General features: G+C 73.4%; 2 protein-coding genes. One reads left to right on the forward strand and one right to left on the reverse strand.

From position 1 onward, the window contains the following. Positions 1–231 precede the first annotated feature (231 nt). Positions 232–729: a hypothetical protein gene (locus PROKR_RS20485; RefSeq protein ID WP_036966591.1), complete on the forward strand. Its 498-nt coding sequence runs from the start codon at positions 232–234 to the stop codon at positions 727–729. An 89-nt stretch (positions 730–818) separates the two neighbouring features. On the opposite strand, the gene PROKR_RS20490 is transcribed toward PROKR_RS20485, so the two are convergent. Next, positions 819–1646 carry an exo-rhamnogalacturonan lyase family protein gene (locus PROKR_RS20490; RefSeq protein WP_036966594.1) on the reverse strand — a complete coding sequence of 276 codons (828 nt, stop codon included), beginning with the start codon at positions 1644–1646 and terminating at the stop codon, positions 819–821. Between the last annotated feature and the right edge of the window lie 150 nt (positions 1647–1796).

A 1796-nucleotide genomic window follows, 5' to 3' on the forward strand; every position in this document is an offset into this window, starting at 1 on the left:
CACCACCGCGGGATGCGGCACCCGGCCCGCCTGGGCCGGGTGCCGCGCGCGATCCTCACGGTGTGCGACACCCCGGTCGAGGTGCTCCCGCTGCGCCGGACGGCCGAGAACATGCCGCTCGTCCTGGAGAGCGCGGGCGAGATCCTGAAGAGCTGACGTCCGCCGCGCCGGGCCGGCCCAGACCTGCGAAGGTGGGAGAGGCCCAGGACCCGGCGCTAAGGACGGTCAGCGATGGACGACTACCTGTGGGTGCTCAAGGACGACGAGCTCGCGCTGGTGCGCGAGCTCGAACCCAAACGGCTCAAGGCGCTCGACGAGGACGAGCTGCTCGACCTGCACCGGCGGGTGCGCCGGGCACGCAACAAGCACGTCAAGAACTACCGGCGCAAGGCTGCGCTGGACGTGAAGGCCGCCGGCGGCCGGGGCAAGGCCGCGCCCAAGGGCGGCAAGGCCCGGTGGCGCGCCGCCGCGTTCGAGGAGGCGCTGGCGATCGTCAGCGGGCGCCTGGCGCACGTCGCGCACCTCCAGGCCGAGGCCCTCAAGGAGGAGCGGCTGGCCCAGGCGAAGGCAGGCAGGTCCTCGGGCCCGAAGGCGGCGGCCAACCCCGCGGCGGACAAGGTAGGGCCCGGGCGGGCCCGCAGCCACCAGAAGACGACGGGCGGCAAGAAGCGCGACGCGTCGACCAGGGCGCAGGGCGCGCGGCGGCAGGGCAAGAAGGACAGCAGGTAGGGACAGCAGGTCGAGACAGCGGGCGGGGACCAGGGCCGGCACCGGGCGGTGCCGGCCCCGGGACCGTCAGCGCACGGAGCGACCCGACCTCATGACAGCTCCTCTCCGACCAGTGCCAGGCACTGGATGGCCGCCAGGCCGTACTGCGCGCTGGCGTTGGTCGAGAACCGCCCCTCGTCCACCGCGTTGAGCACCAGCGGCGGCTCGACGCGGACCGTCTCGAAGGAGTGGTCGGCCGGGTACCCGGCGTGGCCGGTGCGGAACTCGGTCCAGGCCCGGCGCGCCAGCGCGGGGTCGTCCAGGCGTGCCGCCGCGTAGGCGGTGGCGCGTGAGTAGGACTGCCGCAGGTTGAGGCTGCCCCACGACGCGCCCGTGGCCGCCACCTGCTCGGCGGCGGTGCCGTTGTAGAGGCGGCAGAACTCGACCCACGCCGCCTCGACCTCCGGCTCGTCGACCAGGTCGATCAGCTCCGTCATCACCTCGATGAGCCCGAACACGCTGCTCAGGCTGCCGATCGACACCGACGGCCCCGCCGGTGTCGTGAACGTGCCGTCGGCCAGGTCGTAGCGCACCGACCCCTGCACCCAGTGGTTCGGCAGCGCCGCGATGGACCGCGCGCCGTTGAGCAGCTTCGTGCGCGCGATCGGGTCGCCGTTCCGCTCCCACTCGGTGAGCCACGCACCCGCCAGGGCGCCCCAGTCGGTGGTCTGCCCCACGCCGAGCGCGGAGGGGTCAGGGTCGAACGGGCCGCCGCCGTTGATCTTGCGGCCCGGGTCGAGCACGAGGAACGTCCGGTCGGAGTCCACGAGCTCGTGCAGGGTGTCGCCCACCCGCTCGTCGGCCGTCAGGAAGTAGTAGAACCGCCGGTAGCTCGCGTTCGAGATGCGCACCTGCTTGGCGCTGTCGCCCCAGTGCATCACACAAATGCGGTCAGGCGCTCGGGCCCTGCCCGAGGCTCAGGCCGTCGTGGCGAGCTGGTCGGGCAGCACCTCGTGCAACAGGTCCTGGCCCGCGGCGAGCCGTTCCACCTCCGCGACGGCGGACGCGCCGAGCCGCCGCAGCTCGTT

The sequence above is a fragment of the Promicromonospora kroppenstedtii DSM 19349 genome (genome assembly GCF_000515355.1).
Lineage (GTDB): Bacteria > Actinomycetota > Actinomycetes > Actinomycetales > Cellulomonadaceae > Promicromonospora > Promicromonospora kroppenstedtii.

What these genes read in the sequence shown, in the direction of transcription:
- PROKR_RS20485 (WP_036966591.1), top strand. Translation starts at nt 232, where the DNA reads ATGGACGACTACCTGTGGGTGCTCAAGGACGACGAGCTCGCGCTGGTG.
- PROKR_RS20490 (WP_036966594.1), bottom strand. Translation starts at nt 1,646, where the DNA reads ATGCACTGGGGCGACAGCGCCAAGCAGGTGCGCATCTCGAACGCGAGC.